Below are 22,022 nucleotides of genomic sequence, written 5' to 3'. Positions count from 1 at the left end.
ATATGCCCTCCTATAACTGTAGTACTCACTGTTAACATAAAGATTTAATTAGTTTATAAATAGAGTTTCCATATTTTATATAATTATTACCAAAAAACCGATTTTTCATTTTAATTTAACTTTAATTATTTATTACTTAAAAATTATTATTACTTCTGTAAAAAAGGTTATAAAAAAAGACCATTAAAGGCCTGTACATATCTTAGTTAAAATATGCCATAATTAATCCTAACAAATTATAAATATTCTAAAGTCTACTGTATAGATGATTATAATTGATTTCCCCATAATTTTCAATAAATAAATTCACTATTTACAATTATATTTCAACATGTTTTATATTATATTACACTAAAAACTTCTAAGATTCAAATATAAATATAAAATCTTAGAAGTTTTTATTTATTTAAGTACACTATATAAAAGCAAAGTTTCTATTATAATAATTTTACACTAGTGTAATAATATATCTAAATACTAACCAATAATGGCTTAAGCTTCCAAGCAACACAAATATATGAAAAATCTCATGAGCACCGAAAGTTCTTTTTTTGTTTCTTTTCTCTAGGCAATATATTACAGCACCAACGGTATATAATATTCCTCCCAGCACTAAATACAAGAGCCCTGCTGGATCAAGAGCCTTTGAAAGTGGAGAGAATGCAACTATGGCAAGCCACCCCATTCCTACATATAATGTTGCTGATAACCAAGATGGACAATCTATCCATAACAACTTAAAAATTATTCCCATAATAGCAAGGCCCCAAATTGTGAAAAAAATTCCCCATCTCCAATACGACTGAAGAGCTATTAAGCAAATCGGGGTGTATGTTCCAGCAATAAGAACAAATATCATAGAATGATCTAATTTTCTTAAAAATCTAATTACCCCTTCTTTTGAAATAACTAAATGATAAGTTGAGCTTGCTGTGTAAAGAAATATTAGGCTTAATCCAAAAATCATAGAAGATACAAGGCTAAAACTAGTATATCTACCTAAGGTAAGTTGTTTGTACAAAAGAGCAATTAATCCTACCAAAGAAACAATTGCTCCAAATAAATGTGTAAATCCACTAACAGGTTCTCTAAATTTTTTCATATACTTTACCTCCATTTTAAGAAACTTCAACACATAGTTTTGTTAACTACATTTCATCATATTTATATTATACACTAAAAATATAAATTTCAATACATTTATTATTTTATTATTTATTTTTTTATAATATTTTATAAACATTCTAGTAAATTATTGAAATTTATGTGAAAATATAAATATAAAGTATTACATAGAAAGTAGGTATAATTTATGAATAAAGATTTTTTAAAAAAATATGCCACATTAGCTGTGAAAACTGGAATTAATCTTCAACAAAATCAAATTTTAGTTATAATGTCTCCTATTGAGTGTGCTCCTTTTACAAGAATGATAATGGAAGAAGCTTATAGAGCAGGAGCAAAAGAAGTTATAGTTCACTGGAGTGATGAGCTTTCAGCTAAAATTAGATTCATTAATGCTCCGGAAGAAGTATTTGAAACTATGCCTCAGTGGCAAGTAGACTCCTTCATGCATTATGCTGAGCAAGGTGCAGGATTCTTAAGTATTTCCGCATCAAATCCTGAGCTATTAAAGGATGTAAATCCAGATAGAATTGCTAAAGCTCAAAAGACTCGTTCATTAGCACTGAAGAAGTTTAATGCAAGATTAATGAGCAATCAAAATTCTTGGTCTATCGTTTCAATTCCAACAGAAGGATGGGCATCTAAAGTATTCTCAGAGGTTTCAAAGGAAGAAGCTATTGAAAAACTTTGGAATGCTATATTTAAAATTGTTAGAGTAGATCAAGAAGACCCAGTTTTAGCTTGGGAAAATCACAAAAAGAACTTAAAAGAAAAAATGGATTACTTGAACTCTAAGAATTTCAAAACCCTTCATTTCAAAAATGCAAAAGGTACTGACCTTCATTTAGAGCTTCCTGAAAATCATCTTTGGGTTGGTGGAGCTGAAAATAACGAGGAAGGTGTAGAATTTATTGCTAACATGCCTACTGAAGAAGTATTTTCAATGCCAAAGAAAACTGGTGTTAATGGTATAGTTTATAGTTCAAAACCCCTTAACTACGGTGGAAATCTCATAGATAACTTTTCTATAACTTTTAAAGAGGGTAGAATTGTAGATTTTACTGCTGAAAGCGGCTATGACACTCTTAAACACTTAATTAGCACAGATGAGGGTTCTCATTATCTTGGTGAAGTAGCATTAGTTCCTTATAATTCTCCTATTTCTAACAGTGGAATTATCTTCTACAATACTCTATATGATGAAAATGCTTCTTGCCACTTAGCTATAGGGAGAGCTTATTCCCTTTGCATGAAGGATGGAGAAAAAATGAGTGAAGAAGAGTTAGAAAAAGCTGGTGGAAACTATTCTCTAGCTCATGTAGACTTCATGATAGGAACTGAGGATCTATCTATTACAGGAATAAGTGCAGATGGAAACGAAACTCATGTATTCCAAAATGGAAATTGGGCATTTTAAGTTTTCACAGTAAAATTTAATAATAAAAACTCATAATATAATTTCTCTTAAATTAAATATTACAAATTTTTAAGCCCTATACTTCTTAACCTTAGAAGTATAGGGCTATGATTTATATACAGAGTTTCAATTTAATCCTAGTTAGATTAAATATAGTGAAATGTTATAATGAATTCTTTATTTTTTTCAAAGATACAGTCATAATATAGATTATTCTACTTCCTAATTGCCTTTTTTCGGATAAACACATTGTAGGCCTCTATTAAAAGAATAATAGCTAATACAAATAACACAATTGCAAATATACCAAGAATAAAATTAGTTGTTGCTCCAAATATATACTGCTTAATTAGTAGTACTAGAGCAGATAGAGTTACGCAGAACATTAAGATCATAGGCAAAAGTACCATGGTATGTTTCTTACCCATGCTTACTAACCAAGAGGTTAGTGCTAATAATGCAAGTGCTGCAAGTAATTGGTTAGCTGAGCCAAAAATTGGCCATATCTTTGAATATCCATATACTAATATAACACAAGATGCAGCTACAGTAATGATTGTAGATACATATATATTTTGACCTACTTTTTTAGTTTTCTCTGAAGCCTCATCAAAGAACTCTTGGAATATATATCTTCCTATTCTTGTAGCAGTATCTAAACTTGTTAATGCAAAAGCTGAGAAAGCTAGAATAACAAAAACCTTTCCAATTTCTACTGAAAGACCAAAACTATTCATAAAATATGCTAATCCGTTTGCAAATATATTAGCTGGAGTACCTTCTGCCTTGGCTACATATCCCACTGCAATAAGAGCAACAACAGCTACAATTCCTTCTATAAGCATAGCTCCATAACCTACAAACTTAGCATCCCCTTCTTTATTAAGTTGTTTAGAAGAAGTGCCTGAACCTACAAGAGCATGGAAGCCAGAAACCGCTCCACAAGCTACAGTAACAAATAGGAATGGGAATAGTGTCTGGTTTTTAACTGTAAATCCTACAAATGCAGGTATTTCCATAGTTGGGTGTGTAATAAATATTCCAACTAATCCACCAGCAAGCATTGCATATAATAGAAAAGAGCATAGATAATCTCTAGGTTGTAGTAGTATCCAAACTGGTAGTATAGAAGCTAAAGATATATAAATTATAAGTACAATATTCCATCCCATCTTTGAAAGTTTGATAAATGGATATTTATATCCAATCCAAATACAGACGAATAATAGCACAACCCCTGCTACTGTAGCAAGACTAAGTTTAGCACCCTTTCTGTAGACAAAGAACCCAAATAACATAGCTAAAAATATAAACAATATAGATGCGGTTCCTGCTTGTGCTCCTGTAAGATTATTAGGATCATAAGCAAAAGTTGAAGCACAAATATCCGTAAAAGCAGCTACAACTAAAATTAAAGTTGCCCAAGCAAAAATATTAAATAGCTTCTTTCCTTTTGTTCCTAAAGTTGTATGAATGATTTCCCCAATGGATTTCCCTTCGTGCCTTATAGACGCAAATAAAGATCCAAAATCATGAACTCCACCAACGAAAATACTTCCAATAACTATCCATAGATATACTGGTAGCCACCCAAAGATAGATGCTAGGATTGGTCCTGTAATAGGCCCTGCTCCTGCAATTGAAGAAAAATGATGTCCTAAAAGAACTTTAGCATCTGCTGGTACGTAGTCCACATTATCGTACTTTGTATGAGCTGGTGTTTTTCTATTTAGGTCTATGCCCCATTCTTTAGCAAGCCAAGCTCCATAGGTAACATAAGCCACAATAAAAATTATCACAGCTCCAAGAATAAGTAGTAATGAATTCATATAATTGCCCCCTTATAAATTTATTTTAAGGTGTAGGTGAATACACCTTTTTCACCACTTCTCCTTTTTTATTTGCAACAGCAATTTTATTAGTTAAATCTACTACTATTAATCTAATATCACTGTATCCCTGCAAATAAAATTTATAATATTTACTATACTTAAACTTCTTTACAAAGAACTCAATGTCTTTACTTATTGATTTTTCACAAACCAACACCCCTGTTATATTTGTACTTCTATGATCCTTGTGTGGTTTCACAAAATCTACTGTTAACAGTTTTAAGAACTCAGTAAAGCTTTGAAGAGTATCCAAATTAACTCCTTCTAATATCTTAATGAAACAATATTCATTTACCTCAAATTTATCAATAATATCTTTTTGCGTTATAAAGGTTCTCCCTGTAGTCTCGCTGTATCTTGCACAAATATCAATATTTTCTCCTAAAATAAGTTGATTACTTTTCACCTGAAAGTGTCTTTTAAATCTCTCATTTATCAAATTTAAATAATTATTTTTTTCCATGTAATCCTCCTAAACTTAAAATTAAAACTAGATCAAATTCTAAACCCTAAAAACAGTTAAGGAATAAACACTCTAAGTTTAAGAGCATTTATTCCTTAGTAATTCTATTATTTAACTTCAGCTTTAAGATTTCCATTGATAACAATTTTAACCTCTATTTTCTTGGTACCACATAAGCATTTATACTGTAATCTTTGTCTACATTATAATATTATTACTTTTCTTTTAAGATTATACCAAAACAATAAACTTATTTATCTAAAACATTTCTTATTGTAGTTTTAACTATATTAAGATATCTTCTCTATATAATTGCCCTGCTTTCACTTTATCATCTTCCAAATATTAATAAAAGGTTAGTAGTTTTCCTACTAACCTTTTAAACTTAGTTTATTTTTTTATTCAAATATAAACTCTCTGTTCACATATTTACTTAAAAGTTCTATTGATGCTTCTGTGTCCTTCATATTTACAAAACAATTTGGTCCATGCACATACCTAGTAGCCACTGATATGCCTGCTGCTCTTACACCAAAATTAGATCTGTTTATTGCACCTGCATCAGTACCACCACCATCAATTACATCAAGTTGGTACTTTATATTGTTTTCTTCACAACACTTCACCATTTCTTCTACTAAATATTCATTGCATATTACTGATCCATCTGATACCTTAACAGCAGTTCCTCCACCTAAGCTATTGCTTACTTCAGGAGCATTTGGGAAATCACTTGCTACAGTAACATCAAGGGCTATTCCTAAATCAGGGTTTATTCTCTCAGCAGCTACAGTTGCGCCCCTTAGTCCTACTTCTTCTTGTACTGTAAATACAAAGTATAAATCATTGTAAGGTTTTTCTATTTTCTTTAAAGCCTCAATCATGATATAACAGCCAATTCTATCATCTAGCGCTTTCCCAGTAACATTACTATCTTTTAATTCTAAGTACTCTCCAACATATGAAGCTACATCACCTACTTTTACATACTTTAATGCCTCTTCTTTGGACTGAGCTCCAATATCTATATATAACTTTTTAATGTCATTCTTAATATCTTCGATTTTAACAGTACTAGAAACTATTCCAATTGTACCATTTCTAAATTGAACTCTATTCATCACTGTTGCTGGAACAGGAATTCCACCTAAGCCTCTTACCTTTATTAAACCCTTATCATCAACTTTGATAACTTGAAAACCTATTTCGTCCATATGTCCAGCTGCCATTATTTTTTTCTTATTTTCCCCAATACCTTTTTTATAAACTATAAGATTTCCAAGTGGATCTACAGTTATTTCATCTGCATATTCCTTTACAGCTTCTCTAATAACTTCCCTTACTTCCTTCTCATAGCCACTAACACCAAAGGCCTGTGTCAATTGATTTAACAACATTAGTCTTCCCCCTTTTAAAAACTATTTATTTAATATTTTGACTTCATTATTATATTACCACTTATTAGGTAATATGACAAACTATTTCGTGACTAAAAATATTCGACTCCCTAAAGGTTTATTCACAAAACAACCATACTATTCTTCAGAAACTTTCTTCAAAAATCTAATCCAATTAAGGATGAATTTTTATTTACTAACTTCAACTAAAAATCATATTGCCAAACATTAATATAGAAGATTTTCACACATTATAAAAAGCGTAAAGAACTTTTTTCTTTACGCTTTTACATTTCTTATAACTTATTCAACTACTTTTATTATTTCCATAACCAAGTTAGCACTTTTTACAAGATCTTCAATTCTTAGATGTTCTTCTAATGTATGTGGTTTTCTTTCTCCGATTGCTAAATTTACAGCTTTAATTCCATTTCCGTTTAAAATGTTAGTATCACTTCCACCACCAGTTGCTTTAAGGCTTGTTGGTACTCCCATATTTGAACAAGCTTTTTTTGCAAGCTTTACAACTTCATCATCTTCAGCTACTATAAATGGTCCATACATTCTTTCAGTAGTTACTTCTACTTTTGCACCGTATTCCCTTGCTGCTTCTTCAAAGCATTGTACCATATGAGCAGTTTGCTTATCTAACTTTTCACTATTTAAACTTCTTGCTTCAGCATTTACAATGATTTCAGGACAAACAATATTAGTTGCTTTTCCCCCATTAATCATTCCAATATTAGCCGTAGTTTCTTCATCAATTCTCAATAAGTTCATTTTATTAATTGCAGAAGCAGCTACTTGAATAGCACTTATGCCTTCTTCAGGTGCAACTCCCGCATGAGCAGGTTTACCAATAATCTTTGCATCAATTTTATCTTGTGCTGGTCCTTTTATTACTATTTCTCCAATGTCTCCGCCACTATCTAGTACAAAGGCAAGTTTTGAAGCTATCTTATCATATTCAAGGTTTTTAGCACCGAAAAGGCCACCTTCTTCATAAATACTAAATACTATTTCAATAGGTCCATGCTCTATGTTGTTTTCTTTGATTACTTTAATAGCTTCTAAAATAGCTGCTATTCCAGCTTTGTCATCTCCACCAAGGATTGTGGTTCCATCGCTATATATTACATTATCTTTTATTATAGGTTTAATTCCCTCACCTGGAGAAACTGTATCCATATGACAGCTAAATAATATAGGTTGTACATTTTTAGTACCTTTAAGTTTTGCAATAACATTTCCTGTATCAGAACCTACTTTTTCACCAGCACCATCTATGTAAACTTCTAATCCTAATTTTGTAAGTTCTTCAGAAATAAACTTGGCAAATTTACCTTCTTTTTGAGTTGGGCTATCAATTTGTACATACTTTAAGAACTCATTAGTAATTCTTTCCTTATTAATCATTCTATTTCCTCCTTAAAAGTTAATTTTCTATTTGTCAATACCCTTAGTATAGCAATACCAGCAAAGAAAGTAAATATTTAGGATTTATTTATTTTAGTTTTTAATTGTAAAATATTTTTACGAATAATCACCATATCTCTGATATATTTACAATCCTTGAATATATAATTGTAATATTACTCCTAAATAGTGCTGGATTTTTAAAAAACAATGTTCACTAACTCGTTTCTTAATAAAACTTATATAATATTTTATAAGTTAAGATATAATCGTAAAAATTCTAATTTGTAATATTTATAGTAACATACCCTAGAAATTTTCCTGTGAATTTCTAGGGTATTTTAGTCAGCCACTTTATAAATAAAATATTACTCTATCAAAAAGTACTCCTGCAAATAAAATAGTGATATCAATAATCCCAATGACACTAGGAAAGTGGATTACTCTAAATTGATCCTTCCATGCATTTTTATTTTTCAAGGGCCTTCTAGCTTCTCTTTTAGCAATAAATCCTGCGCAAACAAACAACCCCATGGCACCAATAAAAAACAAAGTATTCTTTATTGTATCTAATATTGTTATTATATTACCATGACTAAATAAGAAACTGCCTATTCCGGATAGTATTACTAAAACAAAAGAGACAGTGAAACCTACAATAAGTGATTTTATTATATCCCTCATAAGACCTATAATTTTATCCATTGCTATACCTTCCTATATTGTAAAATTTGTGAGGTTTTATTAAAGTAGTTACACTAATTAATATAAATGACATGCTACAAAATGATTCACTCCAACTTCTTTAAGAAGTGGCATTTCTTCAGCACATCTAGGTGTTGCATATTTACATCTTTTTCTAAACCTACATCCTGGTGGTGGATTTATTGGACTTGGAACATCACCTTCTAGCATAATTCTTTGTCTCGCTCTCTCTACATATGGGTCAGGAATTGGTATTGCTGATAATAAAGCTTGAGTATAGGGATGAAGTGGATTTTTATAGAGTTCCTTACTTTCAGTAAGTTCCGCCATAGCACCAAGGTACATAACCGCAACTCTATCTGATATATGCTTAACCATTGAAAGGTCATGAGCAATAAATAGATAAGTCAATCCCATTTCTTTCTGTAAATTCATAAGAAGATTTACAATTTGAGCCTGTATAGATACATCAAGGGCAGAAATTGGTTCATCACACATTATAAAATTTGGTTCTACTGCAAGAGCTCTTGCTATTCCAATTCTTTGCCTTTGCCCTCCTGAAAACTCATGTACAAATCTATTTGCATGCTCTTTATTAAGTCCTACAAGTTTTAATAAGTTATTTATTCTTTCTATTCTTTCTTTAGAGTTTTTTGCCAGGCCATGAATATCAATACCTTCTGCAATAATATCTCCTACTGTCATTCTTGGATTTAGAGATGCATATGGATCCTGAAATATTGTCTGAACTTCTTTAGAAAATATTTTTTTTTCTTTACCTGTTAAAGAATGAACTTCCTTACCCTTGTAAATAACTGATCCCTCAGTTTTAGCATACATTCCTATAGCAGTCCTTCCACAGGTGGTTTTACCACAACCTGATTCTCCTACAAGCCCTAAGGTTTCTCCTTCTCTTATAATAAAACTCACATCATCTACAGCTTTTAATATACCTTTTTTCCCAATTTTAAAATACTTTTTTAGATTCTTTACTTCCATTACTACTGGATTGTTATTTTTATCCACTATAGAGCACCTCCCACTTCAAAAGGTAAGTCTAATTTCGGAGTCATTGGGTGATGAAGCCAACATGCTGCAGTATGCTCATCCCCAAATTTGAAAATTGGTGGTTCTTTAGTTGTACAAATCTTCATACAGTACTGGCATCTTTGGGCAAATCCACATCCTTTTGGAGGTGCAATCAAATCTGGTGGAGTTCCATGAATAGATACTAATTGTTCCTTTTCATCATTATCAAGCCTTGGAACTGCTTTTAAAAGAGCCCAAGTGTACGGATGCTTAGGACTATAGAATATTTCTTCAAAGGTTCCCTTTTCAACAAGTTTTCCAGCATACATAACAAATATTCTATTAGCTAAGTCTGCTACTACCCCAAGGTCATGAGTTATAAGAATTACTGCAGTTCCCATTTTTTGCTGAAGATTTTTTATTATATCTATGATTTGAGCTTGGATTGTTACATCCAAGGCGGTGGTTGGCTCATCGGCAATAAGTATACTTGGATTACATGCTAGAGCTATAGCAATCATAACTCTTTGCCTCATACCTCCAGAGAATTGGTGAGGATATTGCTGCACCCTTTTATCTGCATTAGGAATACCAACTAAATCCAACATTTTTATAGCTTCTTTTAAAGCTTCTTCTTTTTTCATGCCTCTATGAATAATTAAGTTTTCTGCAATTTGTTTACCAACTTTCATAGTAGGATTGAGAGCTGTTAATGCATCTTGGAAAATCATACTACACTCTCCACCTCTAAATTCCTCCCACTGCTTTTCAGAAAATTCCAATAAGTTCTTTCCATTAAATATTATCTCACTGCCTTTTTTTATTTCACCTGGAGGAGATTGAATTAATCCCATTATGGCTTTTGAAGTAACGGTTTTACCACAACCTGATTCTCCAACTATAGCAACACATTCTCCCTTGTTTACATCAAAGGACATACCCCTAACAGATTGTACTTCACCAGCATAGGTATGATATGATACTTTTAAATTATTTACTACTAATTGTTTTTCCATAGTTCATCCCTCCTATTATTGACGAAGCCTTGGATCTAGGGCATCTCTTAACCCATCTCCAAGTATATTAAAGGCTAAAACTGTTAAACAAAGCGCTATACATGGGAATATTAATTGGTATGGATAAAATTCCATAGCTTGTTGTCCATAGGATATTAAAACACCCCAGCTAGTATTTGGAGGTTGAAGTCCTATACCTAGGAAACTTAAAGAAGCTTCTCCAAAAATATAACCTGGTATACTTGAAGCAATATTTAGTATAAGTACTCCAATTGTATTAGGAATCAAGTGTTTAACTATTACTCTTGTAGGTGAAGCCCCTAAAACTTGAGCCGCAAGTACATATTCACTTTCTCTAAGTTGCATTAATTGTCCCCTTATCATTCTGGCAGTTCCACACCAAGCAGTAATAGTTAGTGCGATAATTAAAGTTCCAATACTATTTCCTAAAACCACCATCATTAATATGGTTAAAAGTAATCCAGGAATACTAGTGATAACTTCTATGATTCTCATCATAACTTCATCTACCCAGCCTCCAAAGTATGCCATTATTCCACCATAGAAACAGCCTATGATTACTTGTATTGCAGTTGCCACAAGCCCAATAGCTATAGAGATTCGTCCACCGAGCCAAATTCTTGAAAATAAATCTCTTCCTAGTATGTCAGTACCAAACCAGTACTCACTTGAGGGAGATAAATTTTTTTTACTTGGATCCACTACTAGAAATTCTTTCCCGCTGATATAGGGTCCCACTATAACCATAATAGTTAAAAAAATTAATAATCCTAAAGCAAACATTGCAACTGGATTTTTCTTAAGCCTTCTCCAAGCATCTTGAAAATAAGTTATATTGGGCCTATTAATCATGTCTGCATCTGCATCATCACAGCCAATAACTTCAAATTCTTCTCTTTTTAACTCTTCCATTGTAAGCTTTCCCCCTTCCTATCTCTTTCCACCTGTAATTCTTATTCTTGGATCTACTATTGGGTATAAAATATCAGTAACAAATAAGCATATTACATAAATCCCAGTAAGTATGATGGTTTCACCCATTACTATTGGAAGATCTTGCCCACTTACCGCTCCAATATAATAAAGTCCAAGACCTGGTATTGAAAATACTCTCTCTATAAAGAAAGATCCTGTTATACACATTGCTATAGTTAAAGGAAGATTTGTTACTATTGGAATCATTGAGTTTCTTAATATATGCTTAAAAATAATACTTTTTCCTGAAAGTCCTTTTGATTTTGCAGTTAGCACATAATCTTGATTAATAATGTCTAGCATGGATGTTTTTAAGAGTCTAGAATAACCTGCAATATAACCAAAGCAACCAGATAAAGTTGGTAATACGGTATACTTCCACCCACCAAACCATAAGTCTTTACCTTTTGGCCAACCTATTACTGGGAACCATCCAAGTTCTCCTGCAAAAACTTTTTGAAGTCCTAATGCAAAAACAAAGGATGGAATGGAAATAAACAATATTGCAGTTGTTATAATTGAGTAATCTATCCAAGTGCCTTTTTTCATAGCTGCTAAAATTCCTAGTAAAATTCCAAGACTTAATCCTACCACCATTTGTTGTATTCCAAGTCTTGCAGATACAGGTAGCTTTTGTTTTATTATAGTTTTCATTGTTTGACCAGGATAAACTATTGATTGTCCAAAATCACCCTTCATTATACCTGTCATAGCTTTCATATATCTATCACTTACTGGTTTATCATATCCATATTTTTCATACATTGCAGCCTTTATGTTTGGGGGTAGTTTTTGGACCTTTTGAGTTAGCGGATCACCAGGTACAGCTTCTAATAGAAAGAAAGTAGCAGTTGCTATGATAAAAAGTGTCAATAGCATTTCTAAAAATCTTCTGATTGTATATCCAACCATAAATTTCCCTCCTTTATAATAAGTAAATCCCTTGTTTTAAATAATGCACATGGCTTCTAATGAACCCATGTGCATACAATTGCTGCTATCTGCCCTCAGTATAAGCCCATCTCCACTCGTAAGTTGGCCCAAACTTTGGATACATAAAGTCTTTAACATAGTTTTGTAGGAATCTTCTTGTATCGCCATAGTACAATGGTGCTATACCAGCCTCTTCCTTAACTAATATTTCTTCAAGTCTTTGATATTTTTTTAATCTCTTTGCAGGATCTGCCTCATTATCAAGTTCTTTGACAATCTTGTCATACTCAGCATTACTAAACTTAACTCCATTATTTCCACTATTAGAAACCCACATATCAAGGAAGTTAATAGGATCGTCAAAATCTCCAACCCAACCGTAAGTCATAATGTCATATTTCATATCATCTATGGCTTGTTTCCATAGTGTATAGTTGCCCAAAACTTCAACTTGTAAGTCGATTCCTAAATTCTTTTCAAACTGTTGCTCCCACCACTCTTGAGATTGTTTCGAAGCTGCAGTATCACCATAGGTTACAAACTTAACTTTTATGTTCTTTAAGTCACTTGTATCCTTTCCAAGTTCTTTAAGTCCTTCTTTAAGTAAAGTTTGTATCTTTTCTGGCTTGTTAACATACTCAGTCGCCATATCCTTTAACTGTTCTTTAGTAACATCTCTATAGATATCTTTATCAGAGTGTAGAGCTTTTGGTACCCACCCATAAGCTGGAGTATATCTTCCAAGTAATGTTTTTAAATACTCTTCTCTATCAAAAGCCATTGCGAAAGCAAGCCTTACTTTTTTATTTTTCATTATTCCACTTGGTCCACCTTCATTGTTGAAACCAACATAGTTAGAAGTTGCTACGTCCCCAACTCCCGCAACGAATTCACCCTTTTTAGCCTTTTCTGTCCATTTTTCAATATACTCTTGTCTTGCTCCAGTAACATCTAATTCCTTAGATTCAAATAATTGAGCTTGAGTTGAGAATTCTTGGATATCATTCATTTCTATTGTTTTTACGTAAACATTTTCAGCGTCCCAATAGTCTGTATTCTTTTCAAAAGAAATACTATTATTTCTTACCCAATCTTTAATTTTATATGGTCCACAATAAACTTGCTTTGTATGATCGGTCTTCCAATTCTCTCCACCTTTTTCTATTACATCAAGTCTTATTGGGAAGAAGGCTGTAAAGTTTAGTTTTTTCTCAAAATATGGTGTAGGTCTTTCAAGCGTTATCTGTAAGGTTTTATCATCCTTAGCAACAACCCCTACATCCTCAGCCTTTCCTGTGCCTTCGTTGTATGCTCTAGCACCTTTTATTTCATATACAAAATATGCATAAGGGAAAGCCTTATCTTTATCAAGCAGTCTTTTGAAAGAGTCTACATAATGTTGTGCTGTAACTGGTACTCCGTCACTCCATTTATGGTTTTCTCTTAAGTGGAAAGTCCAAACCAATCCATCTGGAGAAACTTCCCAACTTTTAGCCCCAGCAGGTTCTATTTTATCTTCTTCATTGACAACTTTAACTCTTGCAAGACCTTCTTGAGTTGCATTGATTACAGTAAAAGAACTTGTATCTGCTGCTTCATTTGGATCAAGAGTTTCTGGCTCAATGAAAACTAATTTCAAGAATTGGTTTTCATCTCTTTTTACTGTTTCTGTTGGACTTGGTTTATTATCAGTACCGGAATTTGGTTCTGTAGCCTTGTCCTTCTTACAGCCTGTAAATGCAAGAGATGATGTCCCCACCATAGTTGCTATTAGCAGCATGCTAAGCCACTTTTTTGATTTCATTTTTTTACCCCCTTATAATTTTAAAATATATATAACTCTTAAGCTTATAAGAGCTATATTCAAAAACTTTAAATTACATATGGATTCTTATTTTTTATGGTCACTAAACTTTGTTACCATAATTAATAGTATTTTAATAAAGATTAAAATATTACTATTTTTATTTTTCATTAAAATTTTTTAGTTAAAAGTCTTTAGTTTTAATTTTACGTTTACAACTTGTAAAACTTTTTTTACCTAATTAACATAAAAAGCTGCTTTAGCATTAAGCTCTTAATATAAGAGCCCTATTTACTAAAACAGCTTTATTTTTTCTTATTTACTACTCTATAGGAAACTAAAGTTTTAAATTAACTTATTCTATTAATTTGCCTTAACTTCTTAATTTTTTAAAAATGGACAAATTACCCTTTTTCTTGAAATCTTATATTTTATAAAAACTACATAAAATACTTATCAATTATCTTCTCAGCAACTCTTCTTTGAATATTTGCTGAATTTATTAAGGTAAGCACAGCTAAGAGTATATTTTCATAATCCTTGTTATCTCCTTCACTTGATACCTCCTCAACTTTGCATATCATTTGATTCAAGAAAGTCTCTTCACTAAGAATTTGCTCTTTTTTAACTTTCATAAATTTATTATAGAATTTTATCAGGTCTATTTGTGAATTTTCCTCTTGTTGAAGATTATTTACTATATTGTTGAATAATACTTTAATATCATTTATAGAAAGACTTTGTTTTAAGTTATATATTAATATCATTAAAATCACATGATTTCTAGTATATTTTTTATTTTTAACGGGCATTAAAAGCTTATCTTTCGTATAATTGTTAATCATGGTTTTAGTGAGAAGTTTATCTTCCTTATTTCTCTTCGAATGTGAAAGATTATTTTCAAATAATTGTATAACCTGATCCATATACAAATCCAATTGAGGTATATCCAATAAGTCTATTTCCTCTTCTAATTTTAAGTCATTTAAAATTTCTATTAATTCTTCTTTATTAAATTTCATATTATCCCTCTTGCATTTATTATATTTGAGTTTTCTTATTTACTAGATTATTAATTCTCTCATTAGCTCCTTCTACAATTTCATTAGGATAACCAATGAATTTTAATAACTTAATTGCATTTCTCGTAGGAGAAACTCCTGATTTAATTGTATAGTCAAATTTTAAACCTTCCTTATCATCTACATCTTCGCTAAAGTAATAACAGTGATAATTATCATTAGGCATCTCTGTTAATTCTAAATCATGAGTTGCAACTAGGGCTAAAGCATTATTTTTAGATATATACTGAAGTACTTCAGCAGAAGCACTGATTCTCTCTACTGGATTAGTTCCTCTAAATATCTCATCAATCATGGCAAGAGTAGTTATATCTTCTTCAAAGGAATTTAAAATTCGAAGAAGGGCTTCTGCTTCCCCCAAATAATAACTCTTTCCCTTTTTTACGCTATCTTCTGGGCTTAAGGAGGTTAAAAGCTTAAACATGGTTCCCTTATATTCTTTGGTTAAGGTAGTATATATAGTCTGAGCAAAGAGTGCATTTATAGCTACAGTTCTTAAGAAAGTAGATTTACCTGACATATTGGACCCAGTTAAAATAATACCGCTTTTATTAATACTAATTGAATTTGAAACAGGACTTTCAATAAGCGGATGTACTGCATCTATTAACTTTAAAGAATTTTCTTTGTAATCAAATTCAGGCTTTGAATAACTTTTTATTCTTTCTCTATAAGAAGCGATAGAGATTAAACTATCTAATTCTCCAACAATCCTATAAATATTTTTTATGTTCTCATTGTAATCGTAAATTTTATCTACAACTTTGTAATATGAACGTAGTTTAGTTAAAAACAGTACATTTACATAATCTCCAAAAACATCCAAGCCCTCTACCCTATTGATATTGACTGAATGCTTGCCAATTCCTTTTATATCTTTTAAGTTAAGTTTTAGCTCTTCAATATAACTTTTCAGTTCTTCATTATTATCTTTAGCTATCTCCTTACTTACTACAATTAAATTTCCAAGATAGGAAATAGAGTTAACACCATCAACAATTTTTCTACCTATATTATAATGAATATAGGTATTAATAAAATACATAGCTATAAAGGGTAACAGTATTGCTGAGCCATACACAAAATAAAAAGGCAAAATTAATAAAGGCGTTATTCCTAAAAAGTCATAAAGAATCTTAAGTTTTGTATTAGCCTTTTCCTTATTAAAAAGTTCTAAAATGTTTCCATTTCTTTGCATTCCTAAATCTAATAAAGCAACCTGAAGGTCCTCTCTAATATTAGTATTTGCTTTAAGATATTCAATTATCTTATCTCTTTCTTTAAGTTTGCTTTCCTCAAATAATGGACTCCTTAAAATGGTATATAGCAATTGTTGTCCTGGTGTTGTTATACTATTATCAACTTTTAAAAACACATCATTCATATCTAAATCTGTCCAAGTTTGATCATCTATAAAATAAGTATCAAGTTTTTCTTTCATAATAAAAGAAAAATACTTTTTTACATCTTCAAGATTAACTTTTCTTTTTATGGTATTTGGCCAATTCTCCTTAAGAAATATAACACTAATAGTTCTTTTATGCTTCTTGTGAAAATAGTAAGCTAAAGCTGCTGACAGCAAAGCTAATATGATAGTGAAATAATAAGCTGTACTACTTATTCCTTTATCATAAATTACAAAAGTAGAGAATCCACCAATAAATAAAAATCCAATAAATATTCTCGATAGGATTTGGTAAAATCTCGCTTTATTTTTCATATTCTTCCCCTCTTTCATACCCAGTAAGTTCTATAATTTTTATTGCTTTAAAAATTAATCTAATTATGATTTATTTTCATGAATTAAAACTATTCACAGAATCCTTAACTCCCATTCTCAAGCTGTTAACTTATATTTATAACTCTATATAGCATTGGAGGATGATGTTAATTTTCGACATAACCTTATTATAGTGTATAAATTTAACATTTGGAATAAGTATTTTTACTTTTAACTTCATCCATTATAAACTTTATAAAAAATCTACTTTAATTAAAATTTTATGAAGTTAAATCTAGTTATACCCATAATAGCCAAACTTAGCACTTTTATGTATAATATTACTATATAAAATAATTAATTTTAAATGGGGGTTAATCATGCCAAAACTACAGACAAAAAATCTTGTAATAACATCAATGCTTTTAGCCGTGGCTATAGTTATTCAATTCTTAGGAAGAAATTTTCCACAAATTAATCAATTCTTAGTTGGCCCAATTATAAATTCAATCTTAATCCTTACAACTATATTGTGTGGTATAAAGTGGGGAGCTTTAACAGGAGTTCTTACACCCATTCTTGCTTGGACAGTTGGACAATTGCTTCCACCTATGGCACCATTCATACCCTTTATTATCTTGGGTAACATTATTTATGTGATTTTATTTAATTCAGTCTCAAAGTTTAAGTTTGGTAATTACATAGGTATTCTTCTTGGTTCATTTGGTAAATATTTATTCCTAAGTATTTCTGCTTCTAAGTTAGTTACCTTGTTTGGAGTTAACATTCCTGGAAAAGTGTTAGCTAAGCTTGCAATAATGATGAGCACTCCCCAACTTATAACTGGCATTACTGGAGGAGTTTTTGCTCTTATATTATTCGCCTTACTTTCTAAAAGACATGCTATTCATAATGATTTCAATCAATAGCCAATAAATTTATAGGCTTTATCACCAAAAATATGTGGAGATTTTCATGTTCCCTACATTTTTAATGATAAAGCCCTTATTTATGAATTAATAAAATGCTTTCTCCTCTGATATACATAAGAATGTGATAAAGAAACTCTACTATTAATAAACCTACTTTTGCATTATATTTCATATAAGTTGTTTTTAATTTATTTAATAATGTGGGAATACTGTTACAACTTTTATACATACTTAAAATAATGTTAATTGTTGAATTTCATTGGTTTTTAATGAAGTTATAGAAATACCAATTAGCCTTATATCTTCTTTTAATTCAAACTCTTCAATTATTTTACAGCCTTCTTCATAAATTTCATCTTTTAAAGAAATATATTTACTTAAGGTTTTACTCTTTGTATGGTTTTCAAAAGAAGCTGTTTTAAGTTTTAAGGTCAGGGTCTTTCCACTAAGATTGTTTTCCAGCAAATACTCCTCAATATGGGAAGAAAAAGCTTTAATATACAATTTTAGTTCTTCCTTATCTTGAGTATTTCTTTTTAATGTAGTTTCTCGTCCTACAGATTTTCTTTCCCTAAAGGTTACTACTTGTCGATTATCTTCTCCCCTAATTCTATCATATATTTCTCCACCAAACTTCCCAAAATATTCATAGAATAATTCTTTTGGAAGATTATATAGCTGCTCCACATTGAATATTCCAATATTATTTAATTTTTTTACTGACTTTTGCCCTAAGCCATGAACCTTGCTTAAGGTCAATGGAAATAAAATCTTAGGAACCATATCTCTACTTATTATTTTAAGACCATTAGGCTTATTCCAATCAGAAGCAAGCTTTGCTAAAAACTTATTGTAGGAAATTCCAATAGAAATGGTTAGCCCTAAGGACTTTTTTACCTTATATTTTATCTTAGTGGCTATTATTTCTGGGCTTTCTTTTAAATCAGTTATATCTAAGTAAGCCTCATCAATACTAACTGGCTCTATTTTTTTCGTAATAGAATAAAGAATTTTAAATACTTCATTAGAAACTTCTTCATATCTATAATGTCTTGGGTGTATAAAAATTCCATGTGGACATTTTTCTTTTGCTATATAAGTAGGCATTGCAGACCTTACACCAAATTTTCTAGCCTCGTAGGAACAAGTGGCTACAACGCCTCTTTCTGAAGTACCTCCAACTATAACTGGCTTCCCTTTGAGAGTGGGATTATCCATAACTTCTACCGCTGCAAAAAAAGCGTCCATATCTACATGTAGAATCACTCGCTCCATTTTCACCATCCTATCTTATAGTTATACTCATTATATTTTACTATTTATAATTAGAACTTATCAAGACTATTGGGAGTCTAACAAACTTTTCTACCTATAGTATTTATAATTATGTTCTCATAATTTTATAAAAAACATAGAAATTCTATTAAAAACACATACTACGTGTAAGAGATTTTAATATCCTATAAGAAATAAAATTTACAAACTTCATACTAAAAGGTGGCTCATTTCCCTAAATGATTTGAAAAAAGTGCTTTAACTCTAAAATAAATGATTCTGTCAATGTTGTATTTATAATAATTAAAAATCAAATTATAGGAGCAGTGGTTATTATGAGTACTATTTTAAAAGCTTTTAGAAGTGCTTTAACTACTTTAAGTGAAAAAGATTATATGAAAAGTATAATTGCTTATAATTGTGCCCCTACTTTAAAAGGCTTTAAGGCTTCAAGTACTGTTACTCTATGTAATTATGATAGAAATGCAAAGAAAAATTGGTATATATATAAAGATGAAATTTTAAAGGAACTAGGTATAAAGGCTTTTGAACTTAGAGAAGCAAAAAATTATATAGCAATACTATTTTATGACGAAAAACTCCTTGAAAAGAAACTTAGCAATGATGAGGTAGTAGAATTTCTTTCTCAGTATACCTATAACCCTGAAGGTTCTTTAAATGATTATCTTATAACTTTAAAAAGCAGATATGATATTATGAACTGTCCCCATGAACTAGGTGTTTTTTTAGACTTCCCCCTTGAAGATGTAAAAACCTTTATAAATAATCCTAACAAACCATTTCTATTATGTGGTTATTGGAAGGTTTATCATGATAAATCTTCAGCCCTAGAATCTTTTGAAAAATTTGATAGAGCTAAGTTAGATATAATAAGAACTATATTTTGCGATAACCTTTTTTTGGATGAAATAATTTTATAATTATTTTCTCATTAATAATTCATATTTTAAAGGCTGCAAATATTAACTGCAGCCTTTTCTAATAATTTATTCTGTTATTATTTTATTATGGTATCATTGCAGCTTCTACTATAGTTAAACTACAAGCATCTCCATCAACAATAGCCTCAACTCCTAGTGGTATAGTTATTTTAGGAGAGCAGTGCCCTGCCATAAGATTATATATTGTTGGTTTGTTTGCAGAAGCTATAATATCCTTAAATACTTGAAATAAGGAAAGTCCATAACCTTCGTGTTCTGGTTTGCAATCTTTAAAGTCTCCAAGAATTATACCATTACAATCCTCAAATTTCCCTGCTAATTTAAGTTGGGTAAGCATTCTATCTATTGAATAAGTAAACTCACCTATATCTTCCATTAGTAGTATTTTTCCTTTTGTATCTATTTCAAAAGGTGTTCCTAATGTGCAAGCTATTAAAGATAAGTTTCCACCCACTATTTTTCCCTTAGCATTTCCTGAATTTAAACTTTTGATTTCTATTCCTTCAGGGTTAAAGAGTTTGCCTAAGGGCAATGTAGAACTTATTGCCTCTAAGTAACTTTCTTTTGAAAAATCATCAAAGTCTTCTATCATATCAGAAACCGTCATTGGACCGTGGAAAGTTATTAAATTACAAATTTGATTTAAGGCTATATGAATAGCTGTAATATCACTATAACCAAGAAAAACTTTTGGAGTTTTCCTTATATTATCATAATCTAGCATATCTAGTATTCTAGGTGTGCCATAACCCCCTCTAATGCAAAAAATCCCGTTAATATTTTTATCCCTGAACATGTTATTAATATCTCTTGCTCTCACTTCATCGCTACCTGATAAATGCCCATACTTTTCTCTACAGCTCTGTCCAACTACTACATTAAATCCTTGACTCTCTAAAACCTTAATAGATTTTTCAATACTATTAGGTTTCCTTGTTGGACTTGCTGGTGCTACTATTCCTATGGTATCACCTTTTTTTAATTGTTTAGGTTTTATCACCTTTTGCCCCCCTTTTCAAATTCAAGAGATTGTCTTAGTTCACTGCAAAGAATATAAACTTGAGCACATCCATATAGTCCTCTGCTTCATACTTAATGGTTTTAGCATCTACCTGAGTTGCTCCAGGATAAAAACCACCCTTGTATGCAATAAAGTGATCTTTGAACTTAACTTCTACACTAAAAAACTTTGGAAGCTCAACAATATACTTTGATAAATCATCTTTAACAGCTTCATATACTTGTTCTTTAATCTTTTTTATTGCTAGATTGGGATGGATTGAAATAGATCCCTGTCCAATACCTTCACTAACAGCAACAGTTTTTATATTCTTATTTATTTTTTTCACCGACTGACAAAGGGCTTTGTCTCCACTTAAAAATAACACCGGAACATTATAATACGCTGCTGTATATGCATTTATTAAAAACTCACTAGCAACTTCTCCATTGATATACATATGTTGTATGCTCCCATTTAGAGTGTGAGCTAATGGATTCCCATTTTCCCCAGCTGCTGAGTGATACCCAGTAAATATAACCCCTTGAAAGGTCTCATCTAGTCCTGCCATCATAATTAGTGGATTTCTTGCCCATCCCCTCATAATTTTAACATTCTCTGGTAAATTAGAAGGATTAATATTTCTTGCTGGTCCATGAGCATCTTTTATAAAAACTTCTTCTGCTCCCCCTGATATAGCTCCTTCACAAGCAGCATTAACCTCTTTTGTCATTTGCTCACAAAAATATTTGCTGAATTCCTTATCAATTTCTGTTTCATCCCAATTCACAACCCCTGTAGTTCCTTCAATGTCTGCACTAATAAATATTTTCATAAAAAGTCCCCCTAATATTAAAA

19 protein-coding genes are annotated in these 22,022 nt (G+C 31.0%); 3 read left to right on the top strand and 16 right to left on the bottom strand.

Features of this window, described 5'->3' with window-relative positions; genetic code table 11:
* Nucleotides 1-448: 448 nt before the first annotated feature.
* On the bottom strand, nt 449-1,102 hold the full coding sequence (gene trhA / locus B3040_RS05850; protein WP_291571132.1) for a PAQR family membrane homeostasis protein TrhA: 654 nt from the start codon (nt 1,100-1,102) through the stop codon (nt 449-451).
* Between the two features lie 210 nt (nt 1,103-1,312).
* On the opposite strand from trhA, the gene B3040_RS05845 reads away from it, so the two are divergent.
* A complete protein-coding gene (locus B3040_RS05845) occupies nt 1,313-2,542 on the top strand; it encodes an aminopeptidase (protein ID WP_291571130.1) in 1,230 nt (409 codons plus the stop codon).
* A 215-nt stretch (nt 2,543-2,757) separates the two neighbouring features.
* Here B3040_RS05845 and B3040_RS05840 read toward each other — a convergent pair whose 3' ends face one another.
* The 12 genes from B3040_RS05840 to B3040_RS05785 all read right to left on the bottom strand — a co-directional run bounded on the left by B3040_RS05840 (nt 2,758) and on the right by B3040_RS05785 (nt 16,995).
* Complete coding sequence (locus B3040_RS05840; RefSeq protein ID WP_291571128.1) at nt 2,758-4,371, bottom strand: carbon starvation CstA family protein; 1,614 nt, start codon at nt 4,369-4,371, stop codon at nt 2,758-2,760.
* A gap of 25 nt (nt 4,372-4,396) precedes the next feature.
* Nucleotides 4,397-4,897, bottom strand: coding sequence for a hypothetical protein (locus B3040_RS05835; protein ID WP_291571127.1), 501 nt, complete (start codon nt 4,895-4,897; stop codon nt 4,397-4,399).
* Between the two features lie 398 nt (nt 4,898-5,295).
* Nucleotides 5,296-6,294 carry a M42 family metallopeptidase gene (locus B3040_RS05830; protein WP_291571125.1) on the bottom strand — a complete coding sequence of 333 codons (999 nt, stop codon included), beginning with the start codon at nt 6,292-6,294 and terminating at the stop codon, nt 5,296-5,298.
* A 303-nt stretch (nt 6,295-6,597) separates the two neighbouring features.
* Entirely contained in the window at nt 6,598-7,710 is a 1,113-nt protein-coding gene (locus tag B3040_RS05825) for a M20/M25/M40 family metallo-hydrolase (protein WP_291571123.1), read from the bottom strand.
* 354 nt (nt 7,711-8,064) lie between these two features.
* Nucleotides 8,065-8,415, bottom strand: a complete 351-nt coding sequence (locus B3040_RS05820; RefSeq protein WP_291571121.1) for a hypothetical protein — start codon at nt 8,413-8,415, stop codon at nt 8,065-8,067.
* 57 nt (nt 8,416-8,472) lie between these two features.
* Nucleotides 8,473-9,414, bottom strand: a complete 942-nt coding sequence (locus tag B3040_RS05815) for an ABC transporter ATP-binding protein (RefSeq protein ID WP_291571168.1) — start codon at nt 9,412-9,414, stop codon at nt 8,473-8,475.
* A gap of 26 nt (nt 9,415-9,440) precedes the next feature.
* On the bottom strand, nt 9,441-10,460 hold the full coding sequence (locus B3040_RS05810; RefSeq protein WP_291571119.1) for an ABC transporter ATP-binding protein: 1,020 nt from the start codon (nt 10,458-10,460) through the stop codon (nt 9,441-9,443).
* 15 nt (nt 10,461-10,475) lie between these two features.
* On the bottom strand, nt 10,476-11,393 hold the full coding sequence (locus tag B3040_RS05805; protein WP_291571116.1) for an ABC transporter permease: 918 nt from the start codon (nt 11,391-11,393) through the stop codon (nt 10,476-10,478).
* Nucleotides 11,394-11,411: 18 nt separating this feature from the next.
* On the bottom strand, nt 11,412-12,368 hold the full coding sequence (locus B3040_RS05800) for an ABC transporter permease (protein ID WP_291571115.1): 957 nt from the start codon (nt 12,366-12,368) through the stop codon (nt 11,412-11,414).
* Nucleotides 12,369-12,453: 85 nt separating this feature from the next.
* A complete protein-coding gene (locus B3040_RS05795; RefSeq protein WP_291571113.1) occupies nt 12,454-14,193 on the bottom strand; it encodes a peptide ABC transporter substrate-binding protein in 1,740 nt (579 codons plus the stop codon).
* Between the two features lie 440 nt (nt 14,194-14,633).
* Nucleotides 14,634-15,215 carry a DUF1836 domain-containing protein gene (locus B3040_RS05790; protein ID WP_291571110.1) on the bottom strand — a complete coding sequence of 194 codons (582 nt, stop codon included), beginning with the start codon at nt 15,213-15,215 and terminating at the stop codon, nt 14,634-14,636.
* A gap of 19 nt (nt 15,216-15,234) precedes the next feature.
* Nucleotides 15,235-16,995: a MutS-related protein gene (locus tag B3040_RS05785; RefSeq protein ID WP_291571108.1), complete on the bottom strand. Its 1,761-nt coding sequence runs from the start codon at nt 16,993-16,995 to the stop codon at nt 15,235-15,237.
* Nucleotides 16,996-17,375: 380 nt separating this feature from the next.
* Between B3040_RS05785 and B3040_RS05780 the strand changes: the two genes are divergently transcribed.
* Nucleotides 17,376-17,924, top strand: coding sequence for an ECF transporter S component (locus tag B3040_RS05780; protein ID WP_291571107.1), 549 nt, complete (start codon nt 17,376-17,378; stop codon nt 17,922-17,924).
* Nucleotides 17,925-18,158: 234 nt separating this feature from the next.
* Here B3040_RS05780 and B3040_RS05775 read toward each other — a convergent pair whose 3' ends face one another.
* Complete coding sequence (locus tag B3040_RS05775) at nt 18,159-19,202, bottom strand: DNA polymerase IV (protein ID WP_291571105.1); 1,044 nt, start codon at nt 19,200-19,202, stop codon at nt 18,159-18,161.
* Nucleotides 19,203-19,537: 335 nt separating this feature from the next.
* Here B3040_RS05775 and B3040_RS05770 point away from each other — a divergent pair, with 335 nt between their 5' ends.
* Nucleotides 19,538-20,143 (top strand): DUF3793 family protein, encoded by a 606-nt coding sequence (locus B3040_RS05770; protein ID WP_291571103.1) that lies wholly within the window; start codon nt 19,538-19,540, stop codon nt 20,141-20,143.
* Nucleotides 20,144-20,228: 85 nt separating this feature from the next.
* Here the strand turns inward: B3040_RS05770 and B3040_RS05765 are convergent, their stop codons facing one another.
* Together B3040_RS05765 and B3040_RS05760 are read right to left on the bottom strand one after the other, a co-directional pair.
* Complete coding sequence (locus B3040_RS05765; protein WP_291571100.1) at nt 20,229-21,164, bottom strand: S66 peptidase family protein; 936 nt, start codon at nt 21,162-21,164, stop codon at nt 20,229-20,231.
* Between the two features lie 34 nt (nt 21,165-21,198).
* Nucleotides 21,199-21,999, bottom strand: coding sequence for a M55 family metallopeptidase (locus B3040_RS05760; protein WP_291571098.1), 801 nt, complete (start codon nt 21,997-21,999; stop codon nt 21,199-21,201).
* Nucleotides 22,000-22,022 lie beyond the last annotated feature (23 nt).

The sequence above is a fragment of the Clostridium sp. UBA4548 genome (genome assembly GCF_002387895.1).
Classification (GTDB): domain Bacteria; phylum Bacillota; class Clostridia; order Clostridiales; family Clostridiaceae; genus Clostridium_J.
The sequence above is the reverse complement of the archived record's forward strand: the minus strand, read 5'-3'. Positions and strand labels throughout refer to the sequence as shown.